Origin of the sequence: Hydrocarboniphaga sp., from assembly GCF_028291725.1 — a bacterium.
In the GTDB taxonomy this organism is placed as follows: Bacteria; Pseudomonadota; Gammaproteobacteria; order Nevskiales; family Nevskiaceae; genus Hydrocarboniphaga.
This window is the reverse complement of record NZ_JAQGNT010000070.1, coordinates 90772-111289: the sequence shown is the minus strand read 5'-3', so window position 1 is coordinate 111289 and position 20518 is coordinate 90772. Positions and strand designations below refer to the sequence as shown.

The 20518-nt window shown below is 67.3% G+C and carries 20 protein-coding genes; 3 read left to right on the top strand and 17 right to left on the bottom strand.

Going from position 1 to position 20518, the window contains the following annotated elements; genetic code table 11:
* Positions 1-320: 320 nt before the first annotated feature.
* Positions 321-1271 (top strand): SDR family NAD(P)-dependent oxidoreductase, encoded by a 951-nt coding sequence (locus JWQ90_RS19730; protein ID WP_299696733.1) that lies wholly within the window; start codon positions 321-323, stop codon positions 1269-1271.
* Positions 1272-1288: 17 nt separating this feature from the next.
* Here the strand turns inward: JWQ90_RS19730 and JWQ90_RS19725 are convergent, their stop codons facing one another.
* The 11 genes from JWQ90_RS19725 to JWQ90_RS19675 all read right to left on the bottom strand — a co-directional run bounded on the left by JWQ90_RS19725 (position 1289) and on the right by JWQ90_RS19675 (position 11800).
* Positions 1289-2155, bottom strand: coding sequence for an alpha/beta fold hydrolase (locus JWQ90_RS19725; RefSeq protein WP_299696732.1), 867 nt, complete (start codon positions 2153-2155; stop codon positions 1289-1291).
* Between the two features lie 7 nt (positions 2156-2162).
* Entirely contained in the window at positions 2163-2507 is a 345-nt protein-coding gene (locus tag JWQ90_RS19720; RefSeq protein ID WP_299696731.1) for a DUF4286 family protein, read from the bottom strand.
* Between the two features lie 30 nt (positions 2508-2537).
* Complete coding sequence (locus tag JWQ90_RS19715; protein WP_299696730.1) at positions 2538-3380, bottom strand: SDR family NAD(P)-dependent oxidoreductase; 843 nt, start codon at positions 3378-3380, stop codon at positions 2538-2540.
* 34 nt (positions 3381-3414) lie between these two features.
* Positions 3415-4899, bottom strand: a complete 1485-nt coding sequence (locus tag JWQ90_RS19710; RefSeq protein ID WP_299696729.1) for a class I adenylate-forming enzyme family protein — start codon at positions 4897-4899, stop codon at positions 3415-3417.
* A gap of 38 nt (positions 4900-4937) precedes the next feature.
* Positions 4938-5258: a 2Fe-2S iron-sulfur cluster-binding protein gene (locus JWQ90_RS19705; RefSeq protein ID WP_299696728.1), complete on the bottom strand. Its 321-nt coding sequence runs from the start codon at positions 5256-5258 to the stop codon at positions 4938-4940.
* 129 nt (positions 5259-5387) lie between these two features.
* Entirely contained in the window at positions 5388-6257 is an 870-nt protein-coding gene (locus JWQ90_RS19700; RefSeq protein WP_299696727.1) for a MaoC/PaaZ C-terminal domain-containing protein, read from the bottom strand.
* A gap of 161 nt (positions 6258-6418) precedes the next feature.
* The gene (locus JWQ90_RS19695) at positions 6419-7198 is read right to left on the bottom strand and encodes an enoyl-CoA hydratase/isomerase family protein (RefSeq protein WP_299696726.1); all 780 of its coding nucleotides are present in this window, start codon (positions 7196-7198) and stop codon (positions 6419-6421) included.
* A gap of 22 nt (positions 7199-7220) precedes the next feature.
* Complete coding sequence (locus JWQ90_RS19690; RefSeq protein ID WP_299696725.1) at positions 7221-8093, bottom strand: alpha/beta hydrolase; 873 nt, start codon at positions 8091-8093, stop codon at positions 7221-7223.
* Positions 8094-8429: 336 nt separating this feature from the next.
* Complete coding sequence (locus JWQ90_RS19685) at positions 8430-9608, bottom strand: thiolase family protein (RefSeq protein ID WP_299696724.1); 1179 nt, start codon at positions 9606-9608, stop codon at positions 8430-8432.
* Between the two features lie 17 nt (positions 9609-9625).
* Positions 9626-10588, bottom strand: a complete 963-nt coding sequence (locus tag JWQ90_RS19680) for a nitronate monooxygenase family protein (protein WP_366919551.1) — start codon at positions 10586-10588, stop codon at positions 9626-9628.
* 75 nt (positions 10589-10663) lie between these two features.
* Complete coding sequence (locus JWQ90_RS19675) at positions 10664-11800, bottom strand: acyl-CoA dehydrogenase family protein (RefSeq protein WP_299696722.1); 1137 nt, start codon at positions 11798-11800, stop codon at positions 10664-10666.
* 231 nt (positions 11801-12031) lie between these two features.
* Here JWQ90_RS19675 and JWQ90_RS19670 point away from each other — a divergent pair, with 231 nt between their 5' ends.
* Positions 12032-13597, top strand: coding sequence for an AMP-binding protein (locus JWQ90_RS19670; RefSeq protein WP_299696721.1), 1566 nt, complete (start codon positions 12032-12034; stop codon positions 13595-13597).
* Positions 13594-14055, top strand: coding sequence for a nuclear transport factor 2 family protein (locus JWQ90_RS19665; RefSeq protein WP_299696720.1), 462 nt, complete (start codon positions 13594-13596; stop codon positions 14053-14055). Before JWQ90_RS19670 ends, JWQ90_RS19665 begins: the two co-directional genes overlap by 4 nt.
* 103 nt (positions 14056-14158) lie before the next feature.
* Here the strand turns inward: JWQ90_RS19665 and JWQ90_RS19660 are convergent, their stop codons facing one another.
* From JWQ90_RS19660 to JWQ90_RS19635, 6 genes are all read right to left on the bottom strand, one after another.
* Positions 14159-14521 carry a DUF4286 family protein gene (locus tag JWQ90_RS19660; RefSeq protein WP_299696719.1) on the bottom strand — a complete coding sequence of 121 codons (363 nt, stop codon included), beginning with the start codon at positions 14519-14521 and terminating at the stop codon, positions 14159-14161.
* Positions 14522-14547: 26 nt separating this feature from the next.
* Positions 14548-15354, bottom strand: coding sequence for an SDR family NAD(P)-dependent oxidoreductase (locus JWQ90_RS19655; RefSeq protein ID WP_299696718.1), 807 nt, complete (start codon positions 15352-15354; stop codon positions 14548-14550).
* Between the two features lie 37 nt (positions 15355-15391).
* Positions 15392-16582: an amidohydrolase family protein gene (locus JWQ90_RS19650; protein ID WP_299696717.1), complete on the bottom strand. Its 1191-nt coding sequence runs from the start codon at positions 16580-16582 to the stop codon at positions 15392-15394.
* 61 nt (positions 16583-16643) lie between these two features.
* Positions 16644-17798 carry an acyl-CoA dehydrogenase family protein gene (locus JWQ90_RS19645; protein ID WP_299696716.1) on the bottom strand — a complete coding sequence of 385 codons (1155 nt, stop codon included), beginning with the start codon at positions 17796-17798 and terminating at the stop codon, positions 16644-16646.
* 2 nt (positions 17799-17800) lie between these two features.
* Complete coding sequence (locus JWQ90_RS19640) at positions 17801-18997, bottom strand: acyl-CoA dehydrogenase family protein (RefSeq protein WP_299696715.1); 1197 nt, start codon at positions 18995-18997, stop codon at positions 17801-17803.
* Between the two features lie 26 nt (positions 18998-19023).
* Positions 19024-20517, bottom strand: coding sequence for an aldehyde dehydrogenase family protein (locus tag JWQ90_RS19635; protein WP_299696714.1), 1494 nt, complete (start codon positions 20515-20517; stop codon positions 19024-19026).
* Position 20518: the final 1 nt, after the last annotated feature.

The window sequence follows — 20518 nt, the reverse complement described above, 5'->3', positions numbered from 1 at the left end:
CCGTTCCGCGCACGCTGCTGCGTCAGAAATGCTCGCAATAGTCACCACTATTGCTGTGCTTTCTTCCTTGCATCGCACACGGCCCGGACGCCCGGACCCATCCGCTTCCTCCGATTCAGCGGACTAGTAGTCCGTTTCACCAAAACCGTGACAAATCCGCTTGCGCCACGCAGCGATTAAAGCGCGACTTGCACGACTGTGCAATATCTGGCGAACTAGCGCCGCCGAACGTCCGGCAGATAGTGTGCGGTCCTCGTGACTGACATATAGTCAGTTATGTGGATCGTCACTCGAATTCAATCCTAGGAGGAGACACAACAATGTCGAACATCTCATTCACCGGTCAGACCGTGATCGTGACCGGTGCCGGCAACGGCCTGGGCCGCAGCTATGCACTGGACTTCGCGCGGCGCGGCGCCAACCTGGTGGTCAACGACCTCGGCACTTCGGTCGCGGGCATCGGCGCGTCCAGCACGGCCGCCGACAAGGTCGTGGCCGAAATCCAGGCCGCGGGCGGCAAGGCCGTCGCCAACTACGCCTCGGTATCCAGCTCGGCCGGCGCGGACTCGATCATCCAGACCGCGCTGGACGCCTTCGGCCGCGTCGACGCGGTGATCAACAACGCCGGCATCATTCGCGCATCGGCCTTCGAGAACGTGCCGGACGCCGACCTCGACATCCTGCTCGACGTGCACCTCAAGGGCGCGCTCTACGTGAGCCGCGCGGCCTACCGGGTGATGCTCAGCCAAGGCTACGGCCGCATCGTCAACACCTCGTCTGCGGGCGGCATGTTCGGCGACGACACCATGGCCTGCTACGGCGCCGCCAAGGCCGGCATCCTCGGCCTGACCAACAGCATCGCACTGGCCGGCAAGCCGCACGGCATTCTCTGCAACGCGGTGGGACCGCAGGCGGCCACGCGCATGGGCGACAACATCGATCCCGAGACCGCCGAGAAATTCAAGGCGCTGCAGGTGCTGTTCGTGAACTCGATGTCCACCGATTTCAACGTGCCGCTGGTGGTCTACCTGGCAAGCCGTGAATGCGAGACCACGCATTCCTACTACACCGTCTGCGGCGGACGCTTCGCGCGCGCCTTCATCGGACTCACCAAGGGCTGGGACGGTCCGCTCGACGTCGCGCCGACGGCCGAAGACCTGCGCTCGCACTTCGCGGAGATCGAGGACCGCAGCCGCTACTCCGTGCCCGACAGCGTCGCCGGCGAACTGATGGAGCGCGTCGCCGCGCTCAGCGGCCAGGCCGCGGCCTGAGCCATCGGCTGCGCGTCTCAGCCGGCGCGCAGCCAGCTTTCGAGCCGCTGCCAGAAGCGCTGCCGCGACGAGGCCAGGTGCTGAATGTGCGCCGAGCCCTCCAGGCGCACCAGAGTGATGTCCGGCGAAGACGCGTAGTAGCGCACCTCGGCGGCCGGGTCCGGGCTGGTATCGACTTCGCCGAACAGCACCAGCACCGGGCAGCGGATCTGCGCCGCGTCCGCAGCGACGGCATCGGGCGTCATGGCATCGCGACCGAGACCGGCCGGCGTCAGGCTGGCGCAGCAGGCATCGAGCGCGATCATCGCCTCCGGCACGTCCGGCAGATAGAACAGATCGTGCATCAGGCGCCGGGGCGCCGGCAGATAGCCGCGTGCGGCCGCGACCCGGGCCTGGGTGATGCCGCCGTCGTCGATGCGCACGCCGATGTTGCTCCAGCCGGCGATCGCCAACCGCTCGAAGCTGTGGTGACGGGCCTGCTGCACGATGCCGAGCATGCCGCCCATCGAGTGGGCCATGCAGGTGACGCGAACCGGGGCGCCGCCGGCCGACAGCTGCGCTTGAGCGTGCCGCACCATCCGATGATTGGCATCGGCCACCGCGGTGCGCGTGACCAGCGGTTCGGACTCGGGCTGGGTGCTGCGCCCCATGCCGAGATGATCGATGGCCAGGACATGGTAGCCGCGCGCGGTGAAATACTCGGCGAAGCTATAGCCTTCGCTGTCGATGTCGTAGTAGCGCCGGTCGTAGCCGGCGCCGTGCAGCGCCACCAGCAGTTCGGTCACCAGCCCCGGCGACGCCGGCGCATACAGGCTGGCTTCGACGAAAGCGGACGTGCCGTCGAGCAGATCGCTGACGTCCACGCGCATGTCGGTGGATTTCACTGCGGCTTTACCTCGGACTGATTAGGCGTTCGGTGATCGGCGCCATTGGCACGGCGACGATGTTGACCGTGTCGATGGCCTCGCTCATCGGCACGGCCGTGGTGCCGGTGCGCGCACTGAGTTCGCCGAGCGCTACGGCGAGGTCGTCGGTTTCGATCTCGTAGATCGCGACGTAGCGCCAGGGAAAATTCTCGGCCATGAGCACCGGCTCCACCAGCTGGAAGCGCTGCGCGCCGACGAAGCCGGGGATGCGTACGACATCCTGCAGATGCTGCCGGGAATACCACTCGTTGTATTCGGCGTCCCGGCCCTCGACCGGGTTGGACAGCACCAGCAGGCGGTAGCTCGCCATGAGATTCTCCTCGTCGTTTCGGGTTATGGATCAGGCGCCAGGCACGATGAAGCGCCCGGACGGTTCTCCCATCATTTGCGAGTAGACGATCGGCTGCTTGCCGTCGAGATCGCGCAGGCCGTAGCGCAGGCCCAGTTCGGCGCCGATCAGCGACTGGCCGGACAGCGCCAGGCGCTCGGGATCGCGCCAGAGTTTTTCGAGCACCAGGCCGGTGAAGTCCGGCGTCTCGAAGTTGGGCAGGTTCGCCGCAAGCTCGGGCGGCAGGTGTTCACGAGGGATAGCCTGCAGCATCTCGGTGAGGATGAAGCCCGGCCAGATCGACACCGAGGCGACGTCGCGGCCGCGCAGATCCACCGCCATGTCGAAGGACATCTTGTCGGTGCCGGCCTTGGCCGCGCCGTAGGCCGGGCCGTGGAAGTAGGACACCGCGCCGTAGAACGACACGTTGGCGATCAGCGCGCCGCCGGTCTCGATCATCAGCGGTGTCGCGTAGTAGGCGGCGACGTAATTGGAGCGCAGGCCGACGTCGATCATGTCGACCAGGTGCAGCGGCTTTTCCCAGTACGGACCCGGCACGGCGAGGTCCATGGGATACACCGCGGCGGCGTTGTTGACGAGCAGGTCGAGGCGGCCGCTGTCCTTGCGCACGCGCTCGAACAGCGCCTTCACCTCGTCGTCGTCTCCATGGTCGCAGCGCACGGCAACGCCCAGGCCGCCCGCGGCAGTGACCTCCGCGGCGACCCGATCCAGCGCGTCGTCGCCGCTGCTGCGGCCGGTAACGTAAACGGTGAGGCCGCGGCTGCCCAGCGCGCGCGCGATCCCCCGGCCCAGTCCGCGGCTCGCGCCGGTTACGACCGCTATCCCTTGCTCCATGTGTCTGCTCCTCGAATGTTTTTGACGGTTGCGTTTACTGGCCTGGCGAGTCCGCGAACATCTCGCGCACCGCGCCGAGGCTGACCTTGAGCGAGGGCGTGCGCGGCAGGCGCTCGACAATGCGGATCTGCGCGGGCACGTGATGCGAAGGCAGATGCTCGCGCAGGAAGTTCTTGAGTTCGGTCTCGCTGGGCACCGCGACATCGGCGCGCAATTCGACCACGGCCACCGGGATCTCTCCCAGGCGCGGCTCGGGCAGGCCGACCACGGCCGCATCGAGCACCGCGGGATGGCGGATCAGCGTCTTCACCACCGTCTCCGGCAGCACCTTGAAGCCGCCGCGGATGATCGCGCCGTCGCCGCGGCCATGCAGCGTGACGAAGCCCTCGGCGTCGATCGAGGCGATGTCGGTGGTGCGGATCCAGTCCGGATTCACCAGCGGCACCAGCGCTTCGAGATAGCCCTGCTCGGCGGTTGCAACTTCAACACCGGACACCGGATCGACCGCGCGGATCTGCACGCCCGGGAAGGCCTTGCCGATGCTGCCGCGCTTGGCTTCGCCATGCTGCTGATAAAGATCGGGCGTCCACGCGATGATGGTGCCGGCGAACTCGGTGGCGCCGTAACCCCAGACCACGGGCAGACCGTAGGTCTGTTCGAACAGCTGCTGCGTCGCCGGCTCCAGCGGCGCGGAGCCGCCGAAGATGAAAACCAGCGAGGCCAGGTCTTCCTTGGGCACCTTGGCCTCCAGCACCATGCGGATCACGGTGGGCTGCACGCCGACCTTGGTGATGCGGTAGCGCTTGATCGCACTCACCCAGTCGGCGACGTTGAACTTCTCCAGCAGCACCATGCGCTTGCCGACGTAGGTCGCGCCCAGCAGCTGGCACACGCCGCCGATGCCGCCGAAGGGCCAGAACACCAGGTCCGGCGGCTCGCCGGCGTTCGGCATGACCTGCGCGGTGGCACTGGATACCGCGCGCTCCAGCACCGGCATGCGGATCTGGATGCGCTTGGGCGCGCCCGTGGTACCGCTGGTGAGCACCTCGATGCCGGGCTCGGCCGGCGCTACGCGGAACGGACCCGCGCCCAGCGTGCTCAGCTGCGGCACCAGCGCGACGCGCTCGCCGGTGATGGCGATGGCGATGCCCAGCGAGCCGGCCGCGCGCGCGGCCTCGATCACCGGCGCGGTCCAGTCCTCACGATCCGCGACCACCGCCGCGAGCTGCAGCTTGGCCACGTCCCTGGCCATCGCCTCGGGCGACTGGAAGGCATAGATCATCGAGAACGAGCGATTGGCCGCCACCAGGCCGAGAATCGCCGCCGCGTGCGGCAGGCGGTTGCGCACGATGATGCCGACCGCGCTGTTCCCGGGCACGCCAGCCTGCTTCAGCAGCGCAGCGATGCCGCCGGCATAGTCGGCGAGTTCGCCGCGCGTGTACCACTGGCCTTCGAACTCGACCGCGGGCGCTGCGCGATCGCCGAGAAACTGCTTGCGGATGGTGGCTGTGAAATCCATGAGGCCTCGATGCTGCGTAAAGCGGACTGCGGAACGGCTCAGATCTGCGACTTGGGCAGACGCACTTCGATGCCGTCGAGTTCCTCGGACAGGCGGATCTGGCAGGTCAGGCGGCTGTTGGCTTCGCCGTACAGCACGCCGTCGAGCATCGACTGCTCGGTATCGTCGGCCGGCGCGAGTTGCGAGTTCCAGGGCTCCTGCACATAGCCGTGGCAGGTGCCGCAGGACGCGCTGCCGCCGCAGTCGGCGATGATGCCGGGAATCATGTGATCGACCGCGACCTGCATCAGCGACTGCCCGGCGGCGCCCTCCACGGTGTGTGCTTTGCCGCTGTGTTCGACGAAGACGACTTTGGGCATTCTATTTCTCGGAAGCGAGGTTGGTTCGGCGTGCGCGGCAAACCGGCACGCCGGTCTGGGGCCAGCTTATCTGACGGATCGTCAGCTTTATATTCCGCATTATACGATCGTGCAACTCTCGCCGACTTTTCAGGCCGCCGCCGGGCGGATCACGGCGCGGCCGTTGCCGATCGCCACGACATTGCGCGCCGGCACGCGCACCGTGAAGCTCGCCTGTTCGCCGTCGATCCAGATTTCGGTGCGCAGCGTTTCGCCCGGATACACCGGCGCGGTGAAGCGCGCGGAAATCTCAGCGATGCGGCTGGCGTCGTAACCGCAGACCGCCTGCAGCAGCGCGTGGCCGGCCACGCCGTAGGTCGCCAGGCCGTGCAGGATCGGCCGCTCGAAACCCGCCTTGCGCGCGACCGCGGGATCGGCATGCAGCGGGTTCATGTCGCCGTTGAGGCGGTATTGCAGCGCCATGCGCGGATCGGTGGCGATGTCGCAGACCCGATCCGGCGCGCGCTCGGGCATCGCCGCCGGCGGCGGCGCGGTCTTGGCCGGTCCGCCGATGCCGCCGTCGCCGCGGCAGAACAGCGTCTGCGTCGAGGTGCACAGCGGCTCGCCGCTGGCGGCGTCGAACATGCGCCGCTCGTAGTACACGAACGCGCCCTTGCCCGGCCCCTTGTCGATGATGTCGACGATGCGCGAACGGCCGATCACGCTGGCCTGCGGCGGCAGCGGACGATGCAGCACCAGCCCCTGCTCGGCGTGCACGATCTTGACCCAGTCGATACCGCTGTCGAGTTCGCGCGCCCAGAAGCCCGGATGCGCCAGCACCACGCCCATGGTCGGCAGCACGCGCAGGTTCTTCTCGTAGACGTAGGCGAGCTGCGCCTCGGCTAGCGGATCGGCGCCGACGCCCAGGCTCAGCGCGTAGCGCATGGCGTCTGTTGCGGTGTAGGTCTGCTGCGAGTCGGGGATCGCGAGCTGGAGCAGCTGGTCGTATTGGGCGGGCATTGGCGACTCCGGAATTCCTGTTTTCTTAAGGCCTTGAGGTCGGGACTTACGCCCCCCTACAAAAGCATTCGTAGGGCGGGTGCAACCCGCCTTCCGCGTGCTGGGAAATACGCGTAAAGGCGGGTTGCACCCGCCCTACGCCATACGACGGCTTCGCATTCCTACATACCGCGGAACGGCGGCGCGGGCTTCTTCTCGCGGAAGGCCTCGACCGCGCCGAGATGATCCTGCGTCAGATACAGCGCCGGCTGCGTGTCCACTTCCGCGCGCAACGCCTCGTCGAGCGTGGTGCAGCCCTTGGCATAGGCGGCCTTGATCATCGCCACCGGCAGCGGTGCCGCCGCGGCGTAGCGGCGCGCCACTTCCAGCGCGGCCGCCAGCGCCTGCCCGGTATCGACGAGCTGATCCGCCAGGCCCAGCGCCAGCGCCTCCTCGGCCAGCACGGTGCGCGCGCTGAAGAACAGCCGGCGCGCCTCGGCCATGCCGACGCGCTGCGGGATGCTCCACAGCGCGCCCATGTCGGGCAGCAGGCCGACCTTGGTGAACACCGCGGCGTATTTGGCGCTGCGCGACGACACCACGGTGTCGCAGGCCGCGGCCAGCGACAGGCCGGCGCCGAAGGCGAAGCCTTCCACCGCCGCGACCACGGGCTTGGGGCCGCCGGCGAGCAGGCGGATCACGCGATGCGCGGATTCGATGCGCTGGCGGCTGCCGAGCATGGGCCGCTCTCGCGTCATCGGCGATACGTCGCCGCCGGCGCAGAAATGCTCGCCCGCGCCGGTCAGCACGATCGCGCGGCAGGCCTCGTCGCCGGCCAGCTGGCTGAGCCTGTCGACCAGCAGATTGAGCATGTCGGTGGACAGCGCGTTGCGCTTGGCCGGCGCGTTGAGCGTGACCACGGTCACCGCCTCAAAGGTTTGCAGCTGCACCAGTTCGCTCATGTCGTTCTCCTTGGCTCCAGGCTCAGGCCAGCAGCGCCTGCAGAATGCCGATCGTCGCGACCGGCTGGTCCAGCATCAGGTGGTGATGCGCGTCCGGCACCATGATCGGCTCGTGGCGCAGCGGCAGCGTGGCGGCCACGCGGCGCATGCACTGCTCGTCGACGACGAGGCTGTGCTCGCCCCAGACCAGGTGCACCGGAATCGGGATGCGCCGCAGGACCGCCGCGCCATCGGCTTCGGTGGGCCCGCCGCCCGGCAGCTCGATGTCGAACTTCCAGGTCCAACCGCCTTCGACCTCGCGCAGCGAGCCTTCGGCGAGATAGCGCAGCAGCGCCGGATGCGCCGGCTGTTCAGGCGACAGGCGGAAACGCGCCAGCGCGGCGTCGAGCGTGAGGTGCACGCGGCGGCTGCCGATGGACGGATAGTCTTCGATCGGCCCCATGTCGGCGAAGTGCACGTAGCTGTCGACGACGATCGCGCGCGCGAACATCGCGGGCTGCCCGCTGCAGGCATACAGCAGGCGCGAACCGCCGTAGCTGTGGCCGATGCCGATGGGCGCGCGCAGGCCGCTGTGGCGTGTCACCGCGACGATGTCGCCGGCGAAATCGCCGGGCCGATACTCGGCGCGGCGCCCGCTGTCACCCATGCCGGAGAGTTCCATCACCACTACGTGGAAGCGGTCGGCGAACATCGGCGCGATGAAATCCCACCAGCGCGCATGCGCGCGATAGCCGGGCACGAACAGCAGGCCGGGCAGACCGCTGGCGGCGTCGTTCCATTCCAGGTAGTGCAGCGCCACGCCGCCGTTGTCGGCGTAGCGCGACACGCCCGGGCGCGCAAGCGCACGCTGCAGCCAGGACGGGATTTCGGCGGCGGTCATCTCCGCAAGGAACACGGGGCTTTCCAGGAACCTTCCCTAGGTCGTAGGGCGGGTCGTGACCCGCCGCTTTTGCTCGGGCTTGACGACGGCGGGTCACGACCCGCCCTACACCGGGTCATGGCCGATGAGCAGGTCCGTGAGGAACATGGGGCTTTCCAGGAACCGGCGGTCGCAGACCGCCTCCGACCTTCGCTCTCCCGCGCAGCGGGAGAGGGGGGACCGCTTGCGGAGCAAGCGGTGGGTGAGGGAGGAGACCGCCGCGTTCCTCGGCTCAAGTCCGCAACAGCCGTGTTGCGGCGGTCTCTCCCGGAGCAAGAGGGCAATGCGCATAACTGATTACAGGACACTGGCCTACACGCGCTCGACGATGGTCGCCGTCGCCATGCCGTGGCCGATGCACATCAGCTGCAGGCCCAGCGTACCGCCGGTGGCCGCGAGGCCGTCGAGCATCTTCGCGAGCAGGCCGCCGCCGCTGGCGCCCAGCGGATGGCCGTGCGCGATCGCGCCGCCCCAGGGATTGACCTTGTCCATGTCCGGCGTGAACTCGCGCGCCCAGGCCAGCACCACGCTGGCAAAGGCCTCGTTGATCTCCACCCAGTCGAGATCGGCGATGCTGAGGCCGGCACGAGCGAGCGCCTTGTGCGTGGCCGGGATCACGCCGGTGAGCTGCAGCACCGGGTCGGAGCCGCAGGCCACGCGTGCAAGAAAGCGTGCCTTCGGCCTGAGTCCATCGGCCAGCGCCACCGCGCGATCGGCGATCAGCACGGCCGATGCGCCGTCGGAAATCTGGCTGGCGTTGGCGGCGGTGACCACGCCCTCGCCCATCGGCCGCATGATCGGCTTGAGCGCGGCCATGCGCGCCGCGTCGACCACCGCGCGCACGCCTTCGTCGCGATGCACGGTGATCGCACCGCCGTCGGCATCGACGCCGGCCACTTCGAGTATCGAAGGCTGCGGCGCATCGGCGCCGGCCCGGCTCGCGCGGCGATGGCTCTCCACCGACCAGGCATCGCATTGCTGGCGCGAGATTTCCCACTGCGTACCGATGCGCTCGGCACTCTCGATCTGGTGCACCAGCGGATACAGCTCCAGCAGCTTCGGGTTGAGGCTCTCGAAGCCCTTGAACTCGCTCTGCCCCAGCGTCACGTCGAGGAACATCGGCACGCGCGTCATGCTCTCGACGCCGCCCGCGATCACGTAGTCCATGTCGCCCGCGGCGACCGCCTGCGCGGCGAAATGCGTGGCCTGCTGGCTCGATCCGCACATGCGGTTGAGCGCGACGCCCGACACCGCGGGCGGCAGGCCCGACATCAGCGCGGCGAGGCGGCCCACATTCGCAGCCTGTTCGCCGGCCTGGCTCACGCAACCAGCGATCACGTCCTCGACCTTGCCCGGCGACACGCCGCTGCGCGCGACGAGCGCGGCGATGGTCGAAGCCAGCAGACTATCGGGGCGCCATTCGCGCAGCTGTCCGGCGCGCTTGCCGTAAGGCGTGCGCACCGCGTCGATGATCACGGCTTCGTTGCTCATGCTTGTCCTTAAGATTCTCAGATGGTGGATGCGGCGATCTGCTGGCGGCATTCGGCGACCATGCGCTGGATCAGCTCGTGGCAGCTCGGCACGTCGTCGATCAGGCCCACCACCTGCCCGCCCCAGACCAGCCCGCCGTCGATGGCGCCGGTTTCCAGCGCCTCGCGGCCGCGGATGCCCTTGACCAGGTGATGGATGTCGCCGAACTCGCAGCCGCCGGGACGATATTCGGTGGCCACCACTTCGTTGGAAATGGCGTTCTTGAGCACGCGGCCGCTGTTGTGCAGCGTGCGGAAGATGATGTTGGTGTCGCGCTCGCTCTTGCTCACCATCATCTGCTTGATGTTGTCGTGGATCGGCGCCTCCTTGGTCGCACAGAAGCGCGTGCCCATGTTGACGCCCGCGGCGCCCAGCACCAGCGCCGCGGCCAGGCCGCGGCCGTCGCCGATGCCACCCGAGGCGATCACCGGAATGCGCAGCTTCTTCGCCGCGGCCGGGATCAGCACCAGGCCGCCGATGTCGTCCTCGCCCGGATGACCCGCGCACTCGAAGCCGTCGATGCTGACGATGTCGACGCCGTTACGCTCGGCCGACAGCGCATGCCGCACCGCCGTGCACTTGTGCAGGATCGTCACGCCGGCCTTCTTGGCCTTGATGATGAACTCGCGCGGATTGTTGCCCGCGGTTTCCAGAATCTTTACGCCCGAGTTGATCACCACGTCGAGATAGGCCTCGTAGGGCGGCGGCGTGGCGCTGGGCAGGATCGTCAGATTCACGCCGAAGGGCTGGTCGGTCATGCTGCGGCAGCGCTCGATCTCCAGCGCCAGTGCATCGGGCGTGGGCTGGGTCAGCGCGGTGAGGATGCCGAGGCCGCCCGCGTTGGAAACCGCGGCCGCGAGTTCGGCGCGGCCCACCCACATCATGCCGCCCTGCACGATCGGATAGCGGATGCCGAGCATCTCGGTGACGCGCGTCTTCATCGCGGGCGCATCGGCGGTGCCGTGCCGGGCAGCAGCTTGCATCATTGGTACTCCGTTTTCGATGGTCATGACGGTTTACCGCTGCACCAGCGGCCGCGCGATCACCAGGCGCTGGATGTCGCTGGTGCCTTCGTAGATCTGGCACACGCGCACGTCGCGGTAGATGCGCTCGACGGGAAAGTCGTCGACATAGCCGTAGCCGCCGTGGATCTGGATCGCATCGGAACAAACCTGTTCGGCCATCTCGGACGCGAACAGCTTGGCCATCGAGGCTTCGCGCAGGCAGGGTTGCGCGGCCTCGCGCAAGCTCGCGGCGTGCAGCACCATCTGCCGCGCCACTTCGATTTTCGTCGCCATGTCGGCGAGGCGGAAGGCGATGGCCTGGTGCGAGATGATGGTACTGCCGAAGCTCTTGCGATCGTTGGCGTAGCTCACCGCGGCTTCGAAGGCCGCGCGCGCCATGCCCACAGCCTGCGAGGCGATGCCGATGCGGCCGCCTTCAAGGTTCGACAAGGCGATGCGATAGCCCTCGCCTTCGGCGCCCAGCATCTGGTCGGCCGATACTTCACAGTCCTCGAACGCGATCTGCGCGGTGTCCGAGGCATGCTGGCCCATCTTGGCTTCGAGCCGCGCCACGCGGTAACCCGGCGTGCCGGTAGGCACGATGAAGGCGCTGATGCCCTTCTTGCCCGCGGCCGGATCGGTGACCGCGAACACGATCGCCACCTGTGCGTTCTTGCCGCTGGTGATGAACTGCTTGGTGCCGCTGATGACCCAGCCGCGATCGCTGCGCCGGGCGCGAGTGCGCAGCGCTGCGGCGTCCGATCCGGCCTGCGGCTCGGTCAGGCAGAACGCGCCCAACTGTTCGCCGCGCGCCATCGGCTTGAGGAATCGCTCCTTCTGAGCAGCGTTGCCGAACTTGTAGATCGGCATGCAGCCGACCGAGTTATGCACGCTCATGATCGTGGACGTCGCGCCATCGCCGGCCGCAATTTCTTCCAGCGCCAGCGCGTAAGCGACATGGTCGGCGCCGGCACCGTCGTACTCGGGCGGCACCAGCATGCCGAGCAGGCCCATCTGGCCCATCTGGCGCAGCGCCTCGGCCGGGAAGGCATGGCTGCGGTCCCATTCCGCGGCATAGGGCGCGAGGCTTTGCGCGGCAAAGCTGCGCGCGGCCTCGCGGATCATCGTCTGGTCGGACGTGAGTAGCATTGTTCTTCGCTGGCTCCAGGATTGCGGCGACATGCGGCGCCCGCTGGCACTCTGAGGGTGTCGTCGGGGCCAAACGGCAAGCCGTCCGCTTTCCGCTTTTTCGAGTGGACTACAAAACTGACGTGCCGTCAGCTTATCATGGTGCCATTCGAATCGACACCGGGCGCAGATCACGACATTCGCGGACCCCAGTCGAACCCTTAAAGCTGCTACGCGGAGGAGACAGTCGCCATGCGCAATCACCTGCCACTGACCCTGGCCGACATGCTGGAACTCAACGCGGTCCGCTTCGGCGACACGCCCGCCTACATCGTCGGCGATCGCCGGCTCACGCATCGCGGGCTGCTGGATCACGCGCGGCGTCTGGCTTCGGCGCTGGAGCGCGTCGGCGTGCGCAAGCAGGACCGCGTATCGATGCTGGCGATGAACTGTATGGAATACGGCGAGGTACTCGCGGCCGGCCAGCTCAGCGGCATGATCATCGCCACGGTCAACTTCCGCCTGGCGCCACCCGAGATGGCCTTCATCGTCAAGGACGCGGCGCCGCGCGTGCTGATCTTCGAGGCACAGTATCTCGACGTGGTCGACAGGCTGCGCGCCGACTTCAAGAGCATCGAGCACTACGTCTGCATCGGCGGCAGCGCCGACTGGGCGCAGGACTACGACGCCTTCATCGCCGGCGGCGACGAGGCCGGCCCGGCTATCCACGCGGTGGAAGAAGACATCGCCTGCCTGATCTACACCAGCGGCACCACCGGCCGGCCCAAGGGCTGCATCTGGGGCCAGCGCGAATACCGGCAGATAGCGCACACCTTGTCCAACGAGCAGCGCACCGGGCTGGCCGACAAGGCGCTGCTGGTGATGCCGATGTTCCATATCGGCGCGATGGCGATCCAGCTCGCGATCCACTTCCGCGGCGGCACCGTGCACCTGCACCGCCTGTTCGAGCCCGCGGCGCTGCTCGCCGACTCGGTGCGCGAGCGCATCACGGTCTGGCACCTCGCGCCGACCATGGTGCAGATGGTGCTGGAGCAGCCGGGCATCGAGCAGCTGGATCTGTCCGCGCTGAAGAAGATCATCTATTCGGCCTCGGCGATGCCGGGGCCGGTGCTGCAGCTCGGCATGCGCCTGCTGGGCGAGAATGTGTTCCTGCAGTTCTACGGCCAGTCGGAAGTGATCATCGCCGGCCTGCAGCCCGAGCAGCACCGGCCCAACGGCAGCGAGCGCGAACGCCGCTGGCTGACCTCGGTGGGCCATCCGTTCCCGAACACCCTGCTCAAGATCGTCGACGAGGACGGCCGCGAAGTGCCGCGCGGCAGCGCTGGCGAAGTGGCGGTGAAATCCACCGCGATGGCGCGCGGCTACTGGAACAACCATCCCGGCACGCTCGACACTTTCCGCGACGGCTGGTGCCACAGCGGCGACATGGGCCGGCTCGACGAGGACGAGCTGCTGTACCTCGTCGACCGCAAGAAAGACATGATCATCTCCGGCGGCGAGAACATCTATTCGCGCGAAGTGGAGGAAGCGCTGCTGCTGCATGCCGCGGTTTCCGAGTGCGCGGTGATCGGCCTGCCCGATGCGAAGTGGGGCGAGTCGGTGTGTGCGGTAGTCGTGCTGCGCGCCGGCCTCGCGGCGGCCGAAGCCGAGCTGATCGAACACACGCGCCAGCAGATCGCCAGCTACAAGAAGCCCAAGAAAATATTTGTCGTGGCGGAGCTGCCCAAGCTGCCCACCGGCAAGATCAACAAGGTGCAGTTGCGCCAGCAGTACGCGGTGGCGGTGAGCGAGGCATGAGCGGCATCGATAGCCTGGCGCTGCAGACGCTGATCGACAAGGACCGCATCACCCAGGTGCTGATCCGCTACTGCGATGCCGCCGACAACGCCGATGAGGCGCTGCTGCGATCGGTGTTCCACGTCGACGGCAGCGACGAGCACGCGGGCATGTTCGCCGGCAGCATCGACGAGCTCGCGCCGATGATGGTGAAGATGCACGAGCGCTTCACGCTCACCCAGCATTCCATCGACAACATCGTCATCGACGTCGATGGCGACGTCGCGCAGAGCCGCTGCCGCATCACCGCGCACCACCGCTACGAGGCCGATGGCCAGGCCTGGCACCTGATCGCCGGCGGCCGTTACATCGACCGCTTCGAGAAGCGCGACGGCGAATGGCGCATCGCGCATCGCGTCACGTACAAGGACTGGAGCCTCACGCATCGCGTCGAGGACGGGCTGCCCTCGCCGTTCTGAACGGCGTAGGGCGGGTGCAACCCGCCTTCCGCGGGGCTGAAAACCGAGGTTTCGGCCCTGGCGGATACGGAAGGCGGGTTGCACCCGCCCTACGAAAAGCGGATCAGGCTTGCTCGGCGACCCGGTTGAGTACCGGCGCGCCGAGGGCCGTGGCGTGCAGCACCGTGACGGTCGACAGCTCGGCGTTGTCGGACATCGGAATCCTGCCGCCGATCATGGCCTCGTTCATGCGCTGCATGACTTCGCCGACGTGTTCGGCGTCGAGTTCATAGAGCGTGACGTATTGCCAGGCCGGCGTGCCCGGCGCCGCGGCGATGGAGTTGAGGCTGAAGCGCTGTGCCGAACGGATTTCCGGCGCGATGCGCAGCGTGTCCGGCACGTGCTGGCGGTCGTACCATTCGTTGAATTCAGCTTCGGTCCCGGGCTTGGCGTTGCTGAACACCAGCAGCTGTCCTTTCTTCGACATTTCGTTCTCCTGTAGTGATGGGCAGTTCAGCGCTTGCCCGCGGCTTCTTCCGTATTCAGCGACTCGTCGAGGTTCGGCACGCTGCCGAGGCTCGCGCCGCCGTCCACCACCAGATGGTGTCCGGTGACATAGCCCGATTCCGGCGAGGCCAGGAAGGCGACGGCATTGGCGATCTCGGGGCTCTCGCCGATACGCGCAACCGGGAAGCTCGACGTGATGGCCTTGACCATGTCGGCCGGCAGGTACATGCGGTCGGAAGCGATCAGGCCCGGGTCCACCGTGTTGAAGGTGATGCCCAGTCGCCCGTATTCCACCGCCAGGCCGCGGATCAGCGAATTGATCGCCGCCTTGCTGGCGCCGTAGGGCACGATGCCCGGCGTGTTCAGGCGATTGCCGGCACACGACGAGATGCAGATCATGCGCCCCGCGCCGCTCTTGGCCAGGTGCGGAATCGCGTCCTTGGCGAACCAGAACGTGGAGTAGAAATTACTCCGCGTCATCAGATCGAAGTCGTCGTCGGCCATGTCGACCAGCGCGCCGTTGGGCGCATCGGCCGCGCACAGCACCAGGATGTCGAGCTTGCCGTGCCGCTGCACGGTGTCCTCGATCAGGGCCTTGCTGGCCGATCGCTCGGCCAGATCGAAGCCGGCGAACAGACTGGCCTTGCCGCCCTTGCCGACGATCTCGGCAACCGCTTCCTCGCCGTACCTCGCGGTGCGTACGGCCACCACCACGGTCGCGCCGAGTTCGGCCAGGGTTCTGGCGATGGCCTTGCCGATGCCGCGGCCGCCGCCGGTGACGACTGCGATTTTTCCATCAAGCTTGCCGCCCATGATCTCTCCTGATGTGTGTGACGCGAAGGCGGGAACTTTAATTCCAGTTGCCTTCGAGCAGCGACTTGAGGTTGCTGCTCATGACCATCTGCTGCTCGGCCGGATCGAGGTCCTCGATGTCCTTGAAGAAATCGAGCGGTTTGGCCAGGCCCTCCGGGTGCGGCCAGTCGCTGCCGAACAGCACGCGGTCCATGCCGATCAGGCCGGCCACGGTGCGCACCGAGTCCTCGTAGAACGGCGCCACGTAGACGTGGCGGCGGAAAGCTTCCAGCGGGTCCATTTTGAAGTCGCGCGGCATCTTGTGGTACGTGCTTTCGAAGCGCTTGAGCAGCGGCTCCAGCCATGACGAGCCGTTCTCCAGCGAGGCCACGCGCACGCCGGGATGGCGATCGAACACGCCGTGGCAGATCAACGCCGACAGCGCATCCTGGATCGGCCGGCCCAGCACCACGTCGATCACTTCCTTGAACGTGTCCTTCTCGAACGGCCGCGTCTCGCCGGCGCCGCCCTGGGTCCACCATTGGTAGATGCGGTCGTAGCCGGTGTCCGAGGTGTGCAGCGCCACCAGGATCTTGGCTTCGGCGCAGCGTGCCCAGAACGGGTCGAATTCCTTGAAACCGAACGAGCGGCCGCCGCGCAGGCCCGGCACCGGCGCCGGACGCAGCAGCACCACGCGCGCGCCGGCCTCGATCACGAAATCGAGTTCCTGCAGCGCGAGTTCGAGATTGGCGAGATTGATCGCCGCCACCGGGAACTGGCGGCCGTTGGCGAAGCCGTACTCGTCGCGCACCCACTGGTTCAGTGAATGGAACAGCGCGGCGATGACCTCGGGCTTGTCGCCCAGACGCTCCTCGATGATCGAGGCCAGCGTCGGCAGCAGGATGCTGGCGTGCACGCCGTTCTTGTCGAGTTCCTTCAAGTGCGCCGGACCGCTGTGGAAAGCGGCGTCCGAGGGCACCGCCTTGCCGCCGATCTCGCGCAGCGACAGGCCTTCTGGATTCTGGCCGCGGAACCACTTTTCGTGCGCGCCGGGCGCGGCGACGACTTCGAAGGCCGGGTTCGGGATGTATTCCGACAACATGCCGGCAACGGCCAGCTTGGTGCGGCCGTTGACCGTCACGTACTGGAATTCTTTCTTGAACTGCTTGGGCAGATAGCGCAGAAACGCGTCGGGCGTTTCGTAGTAGTGCTGATCGGCGTCGTAAATCGGGTAAGCGGGGCTATTCATGGAAGTCTCCTGCGGCCGGGTCTTCTTCCGGCATGGGCTAAATACTAACTGATTGTCAGTTCTATGGACGTGCGGCGACCGGCTCGGCGCATTCGCACAGGGCCAGCTGCTCCAGGTGGAACTGCGCGCTGCCGAGCTCATTCTCGAACACGGTCATGCGCTTGAAGTAGTGGCCGATGCTGTACTCCTCGGTCACGCCGATACCACCATGCAGCTGGATGCCGTGAGCGCAGACGAAGCGGCCGCTTTGCCCGACGCGCGCCTTGGTCACCGACAGCGCCGCCTGGCGCGCCGCGAGCGGCCTGGCGAGGTAGGCCATCGCCCGATAGACCATCGAGCGCGACAGTTCCAGCTCGATCAGCATCTCGGCCATGCGGTGTTGCAGCGCCTGGAACGTGTTGAGCGTGACGCCGAACTGCTTGCGCGTACGCAGGTAGTCGCGCGTGATCCACATCGCGCGCTCCATCACGCCCACGGCCTCGGCGCACAGCGCGATGAGCCCGCGCGCATGGCCGTATTCGAGTGCAGTCCAGCCCTGGCCGACTTCGCCGAGCAGATCGGCCGCAGTGACCTGCACGCGGTCGAGCGTGATCTCGGCGGTCCAGCGATTGTCGATCAGGCGCACATCGCGGCGCTGCAGACCGGGCGCGTTCGCATCGATCAGGAACAGCGTGATGCCGTCGCGGTCGCGGCTGTCGCCCGCGGTGCGCGCCGAGACGATGAAGCGATCGGCGACGTTGCCGCCCATCACCAGCGTCTTCTCGCCATGCAGTGTCCAGGCGCCGTCGCCGGCCGGCCGCGCCTGCGTGGTGACGTGCTCGATCACGCCGCGCGACTGCAGCTCGTGGTGCGCCAGCGCGGGCCGCAACTCGCCCGCGCACAGCAGCGGCAGCAGCTCTCTGGCCTTTTCGGCGTCGGCCGCGAGCAGGGTCTGCGCGGCCAGCACGCCGATGCCCCAGAACGGGTCCACCACCAGCGTGCGGCCGAACTCCTCCATCAGCAGCGCGGCCTCGACGATGTCGCCGCCCAGGCCGCCGCAATCCTCGGGCAGCGATGCGGCGAGCCAGCCCATGTCGGCGAAGCGGGACCAGCGCGCGGCGTCGAAGCCGCCCTCGACGGGCGCGTGCAGCCGCTGCTCCAGCGAGCATTCCTTTTCGAGAAAACGGCGCGCGCTCTCGCGCAGCATTTCCTGTTCGTCGGTGAGGTGAAAATCCATGTTCAGAGCCCCAGGAACGAGCGCGCGATGATCGTGCGTTGCACTTCGTTGGCGCCGCCGTAAATGGTGGCGGCACGGCGGTACATGAAATCGGCGGCGACGCCGGGCGCGTAGTCGGGGCCCGAAGGCCAGTCCGGCCGTGCATCGGGATTTTCGCCGGGTTCGGCGTAGAGATAGCTGCCGTACTGTTCCAGCGCTTCGATGGTGAGTTCGCCGATGCGCTGCACGAGTTCGGAGCCACGCACCTTCAGCAGCGAGCCGTAGGGCAGAGAGACGCCCTCGGACTTCTCGGTCAGCGCGCGCAGCGTCAGCCATTCGAGCGCACGCAGATCGACTTCGAGCTGCGCCAGCCGCGGCGCGAAGCCCGGCAGGTCGATCACGCGGCGGCCGTCGCTGCGCTCGTGCCCGGCGATATGGCGCAGCTGCGCGAGCTTGCGCTTGTTGAGCGGCACTTCAGCGCTGGTGGCACGCTCGTTCTCGAGCACGGCCTTGGCGTAGGTCCAACCCTTGTTCTCTTCACCGAGCAGGTTGCTCACCGGCACGCGCACGTTGTCGAAGAACACTTCGTTGAGGCTGTGTGCCTCGCCGATGTCGATGATGGGCCGCACCGTGATGCCCGGCGTGGCCGGGTCCACGCACAGAAACGAGATACCGCGCTGCTTGGCCTCGGGGTTGGTCTTGACGAGCAGGCCGATGATGTCGCAGGTGTGCGCGCCGGTGGTCCAGATCTTGTGGCCGTTGACGACGTACTCGTCGCCCTCACGCACCGCGCGCGTGGCCAGCGCGGCGAGATCGGAACCGGCGTTGGGCTCGGAGAAGCCCTGGCCCCAGTAGAGCTCGCCCTTGAGAATGCCCGGCAGCAGCCGTGCTTTGAGCTCGTCGCCGGCGTAGGCGTAGATCACCGGGCCGAACATGCGCAGGCCGCCGTTGTCGGTAGCCGGCGCACCGGCCAGCGCGCATTCCTCGTCGAAAATGAACTGGCGCAGATGCGACCAGCCGGTGCCGCCGTATTCGACCGGCCAGTTGGGCGCGCCCCAGCCGCGGTCGAACAGCGTGCGCTGCCAGCGCCGCTGATCCGCGCGGATGGGATGAAAGCCGCAGGCGCCGCGCCTGGCGAGGTCGGGCGGAAGATGTTCCTGCAGGAACGCGCGTACTTCCTGGCGGAAGGCATCGTCTGCGGGGTCGAGCTTGAAGTCCATGGAATGGTCGGTTCTTGTCTTTCGTATCAGCCGATGGGATACACGATCGCTTTTTCCTGCATGTACTCGGCGAGCCAGCGCGAGCCGAACTCGCGGCCGATGCCCGAGCGCTTGTAGCCGCCGAAGGGCACCTCGACCGTGAGGTCGTTGAGCCCGCCGTTGATCCAGACGTTGCCGGTGCGCAGGCGCCGCGCCATGCGGAAGGCCTGGGCCTTGTCCGCAGAATTGACCGCGCCGTACAGGCCCAGCGGGCTGTCGTTGGCCAGCGCGATGGCCTGCTCGTCGGTGTCGTAGCCGATCACCGCACCCACGGGTCCGAAGATCTCGTCCTGCGCCAGCGCCGAGCGGTTGTCGACATCGTCGAACAAGGTGGGCTCGAAGAAGTAGCCGCGCTGCAGATGCGCGGGCCGCTTGCCGCCCACGATGAGCTTCGCGCCGCTGTCGAGGCCGATCTGCACGTAGCGCTCGGTCTTGGCGCGCGCCGCGGCGCGGATCAGCGGCCCCATGAGTACGCTGGGATCGGAAGGATCGCCCTGCTTCCAGTGCGCGAGCGCGCCCTTGATGGTGGCGACGAAGGCCGCGCGCACGGAGTTGTGCACGATGTAGCGCGTGAGCAGCGCGCAGCCCTGCCCCGAATGCATGGTGAAGCACATCAGCGCGAGCATCGCCGAGGCCTGCACGTCGGCGTCGGCGCGCACGATCAGTGCCGACTTGCCGCCGAGCTCAAGATGCAGCTTCTTCAGCGTCGGCGCGGCCTGACCCATGATCGCGGCGCCCACGGCATCGGAGCCGGTGAAGCTGATCAGGTCGACACGCGGATCGGTGGTCAGCATGCTGCCGACTTCCGGGCCGCCGGTGACGATGTTGAGCACGCCTTTGGGAATGCCCACGCTCTGCGCGATCTCACCGAACAGCAGTGTCGAATACGGCGTGAACGGCGAAGGCTTGAGCACGATGCTGTTGCCGGCCATCAGCGCCGGCGCGATCTTGCCCAGGCTCAGAAAGAACGGATAGTTGTAGGCAGTGATGCCCACCACGACGCCGAAAGGCTCGTGCTCGACCGAAGCGGCGCCGATCATATCGTTGCCGCGCGGATCGTAGGGGTTGGGACGGATCTCCACCGGCGTCATCTCCGGCTTCATCCTCAAACCCTGCTCGATGGCGAAGTCGAGCGCGCGGATCGCACCACCGAACTGCGGCCCGTTCATGATGCCGAAAGTCGCGCCGGCCTCGGCCGTGAGCAGCGCCTTGATGCGATCACCGTTTTCGACCAGCGCGTCGCGGAAGCGGCGCATGACTTCGGCGCGCTGCTGCATCGACATCTGCGACCACGGTCCGTGATCGAAGCTGTGGCGCGCCGCGGCGATCGCGGCCTCGGCCTCGGCGCGGCCGCCGATCGGCGCCTCGGCGATGACTTCTTCGGTGGCCGGGTTGATCACCGGCTCGCGCGCACGCTCGCTCGAAGCAACCCAGGCGCCGTCGATGAAGAGCTTGTCGATGTGGGTGTAGGGGATTCCCATG

Coding starts and splice junctions, on each gene's coding strand:
- JWQ90_RS19655 (WP_299696718.1), bottom strand. CDS start 15,354: ATGGGCGGCAAGCTTGATGGAAAAATCGCAGTCGTCACCGGCGGCGGC.
- JWQ90_RS19635 (WP_299696714.1), bottom strand. CDS start 20,517: ATGGGAATCCCCTACACCCACATCGACAAGCTCTTCATCGACGGCGCC.
- JWQ90_RS19640 (WP_299696715.1), bottom strand. CDS start 18,997: ATGGACTTCAAGCTCGACCCCGCAGACGATGCCTTCCGCCAGGAAGTA.
- JWQ90_RS19685 (WP_299696724.1), bottom strand. CDS start 9,608: ATGAGCAACGAAGCCGTGATCATCGACGCGGTGCGCACGCCTTACGGC.
- JWQ90_RS19675 (WP_299696722.1), bottom strand. CDS start 11,800: ATGCTACTCACGTCCGACCAGACGATGATCCGCGAGGCCGCGCGCAGC.
- JWQ90_RS19730 (WP_299696733.1), top strand. CDS start 321: ATGTCGAACATCTCATTCACCGGTCAGACCGTGATCGTGACCGGTGCC.
- JWQ90_RS19660 (WP_299696719.1), bottom strand. CDS start 14,521: ATGTCGAAGAAAGGACAGCTGCTGGTGTTCAGCAACGCCAAGCCCGGG.
- JWQ90_RS19715 (WP_299696730.1), bottom strand. CDS start 3,380: ATGGAGCAAGGGATAGCGGTCGTAACCGGCGCGAGCCGCGGACTGGGC.
- JWQ90_RS19650 (WP_299696717.1), bottom strand. CDS start 16,582: ATGAATAGCCCCGCTTACCCGATTTACGACGCCGATCAGCACTACTAC.
- JWQ90_RS19710 (WP_299696729.1), bottom strand. CDS start 4,899: ATGGATTTCACAGCCACCATCCGCAAGCAGTTTCTCGGCGATCGCGCA.
- JWQ90_RS19670 (WP_299696721.1), top strand. CDS start 12,032: ATGCGCAATCACCTGCCACTGACCCTGGCCGACATGCTGGAACTCAAC.
- JWQ90_RS19665 (WP_299696720.1), top strand. CDS start 13,594: ATGAGCGGCATCGATAGCCTGGCGCTGCAGACGCTGATCGACAAGGAC.
- JWQ90_RS19695 (WP_299696726.1), bottom strand. CDS start 7,198: ATGAGCGAACTGGTGCAGCTGCAAACCTTTGAGGCGGTGACCGTGGTC.
- JWQ90_RS19705 (WP_299696728.1), bottom strand. CDS start 5,258: ATGCCCAAAGTCGTCTTCGTCGAACACAGCGGCAAAGCACACACCGTG.
- JWQ90_RS19645 (WP_299696716.1), bottom strand. CDS start 17,798: ATGGATTTTCACCTCACCGACGAACAGGAAATGCTGCGCGAGAGCGCG.
- JWQ90_RS19680 (WP_366919551.1), bottom strand. CDS start 10,588: ATGAAGACGCGCGTCACCGAGATGCTCGGCATCCGCTATCCGATCGTG.
- JWQ90_RS19720 (WP_299696731.1), bottom strand. CDS start 2,507: ATGGCGAGCTACCGCCTGCTGGTGCTGTCCAACCCGGTCGAGGGCCGG.
- JWQ90_RS19700 (WP_299696727.1), bottom strand. CDS start 6,257: ATGCCCGCCCAATACGACCAGCTGCTCCAGCTCGCGATCCCCGACTCG.